Annotated in this window: 3 protein-coding genes; all 3 read left to right on the forward strand. The window is 56.0% G+C overall.

The features are described from left to right. Positions 1 to 126: 126 nt before the first annotated feature. The gene (locus tag ACOCD2_RS18950; protein ID WP_293650162.1) at positions 127 to 441 is read left to right on the forward strand and encodes a hypothetical protein; all 315 of its coding nucleotides are present in this window, start codon (positions 127 to 129) and stop codon (positions 439 to 441) included. 14 nt (positions 442 to 455) lie between these two features. Then, positions 456 to 1,286, forward strand: coding sequence for a type II toxin-antitoxin system HipA family toxin (locus tag ACOCD2_RS18955; RefSeq protein WP_419592334.1), 831 nt, complete (start codon positions 456 to 458; stop codon positions 1,284 to 1,286). After that, the coding region (locus ACOCD2_RS18960) for a HipA domain-containing protein (protein WP_293675076.1) at positions 1,241 to 1,660 on the forward strand (420 nt) is incomplete at its 3' end. The genes ACOCD2_RS18955 and ACOCD2_RS18960, both read left to right, overlap by 46 nt.

Below are 1,660 nucleotides of genomic sequence, written 5' to 3' on the forward strand. Positions count from 1 at the left end.
AACTAGTTACTGTACTCAAATAGAGTTTATACCTACTTGGCCCGCTTCTCCTCTCCTCCTAATCACTATACTGCATTATATATGCTACACTAACACCTATTTATGTAGCGTATATGGTGCACTATAATGGCGTACAAGTCCTATGTTGTTGATCGCGCCCTGAAAAAGCTGGGCGGCGACCTCACAGACGCCCGGCGACGGCGACGGATCAAGACCGAGCTGATGGCTGAACGATTAGGTGTTACCCGGTCGACGCTCGACCGAATGGAAAAAGGGGTCTCCAGTGTTGGCATCGGCACCTATGCGGCCGCGATCTACAGCCTCGACCCGGCCAAGCTGGAACTCTTCGCCAACATCTTCTCGCGTGAGAATGATGTGCTGGGTCAGATTGTTTCCGACAGAGAACTGCCAAAACGCATTCGGGGTACATCAAGGCGATGAAACTTCGCGTCACCATGGATTGGCCTGCCTGCCCAAGGCAGGTGGGAGAATTGGACGTGTTCACCACGCGCGGCACGGAAAGCTATCAGTTCACCTATTCTGATGAATGGATAGCGAAGGGCTTTCAGATCGACCCTACGCTGGACTTGGTGCCAGGGTTTGCACATCACAGCCAGGCGCTGCCCGGTGTGTTCGAGGATATTGTCCCCGATCGGTGGGGCCGGATGGTCCAGCAGCGTGTCAGAAGCGGTTTCGCCAGCGATATCGCCTATCTTCTTGGCGTAAGTGACTTCATGCGCATGGGTGCGCTACGGCTCAGCGATGCGAGCCGCCCGGATGTGTATCTGGCGGACAATCATAATGTTCCCAAGTTGATCCACATCCGGGAACTGGAAGAGGCTTGTGGTCGTTTGGAAAATGGCCTGGAAACCGAAGATGATCTGCGTCATCTGTTCGGACCCGGTTCATTGCTAGGTGGAGCGCGGCCGAAGGCAGGCGTCCAGGACGGCAAGACATTCTGCATTGCTAAGTTTCAATCGAATCAGGATACCGAGCGCGTGGCTGCCTGGGAGGCTACCATGCTGGATCTCGCGCAGAAGGCAGGCATCCCAACCGCCCGCCATCGACTGCTCAGCAAGAACGCCGAGCGCCCTATTCTGCTGCTGGAGCGCTTCGATCGGCGGGAGGCCGAGCGCATCCCCTTTGCGTCGGCAATGACGCTTTCAGGCCTGCGCGATGGTCAGGAGCCAGTTATGGCGAGCTGGCCGGTGTTGTGGCCAGCCTGTCGTCTCGGTCGAAAATGGACAGCTTCGATCTATGGCGCCGCATGGTCTTCAATGCGATGACCGGCAATACCGACGACCACTTGCGTAATCATGCCTTCCTGCGTGATCTCCAGGGTTGGCGGCTCTCCCCGGCCTACGATTTGAACCCAAACAATGAACCCTACACGCGCCGGGCCCACACGCTGGCCTTCCTGCCTGGAGAAAATAAGCCCTCGCTGGAACTCTGTCAGGCAATGGCCCCGTATTTCAATTTGGACAAGAAGCAGGTCGACCATGGCTTGAAGGCCATCGGTGCAGCCCTGAAATCTTGGAAGACCATTGCGAAGTCAAATGGCCTGACCGACAACGAAATCCAGCGTAAGGCTGATGCCTTCGAGCATGAGGATGGTGTACGCCTTGTCAATGGCGCACAGAAACAGTCGAGAGGTATGAAG

It is taken from the genome of Thiolapillus sp., assembly GCF_048562965.1.
Taxonomy (GTDB): Bacteria; Pseudomonadota; Gammaproteobacteria; order Chromatiales; family Chromatiaceae; genus Thiolapillus; species Thiolapillus brandeum_A.

Bases quoted from the DNA above. Each gene is read 5' to 3' on its own strand.
- ACOCD2_RS18950 (WP_293650162.1), top strand. From the start codon at position 127: ATGGCGTACAAGTCCTATGTTGTTGATCGCGCCCTGAAAAAGCTGGGC.
- ACOCD2_RS18955 (WP_419592334.1), top strand. From the start codon at position 456: ATGGATTGGCCTGCCTGCCCAAGGCAGGTGGGAGAATTGGACGTGTTC.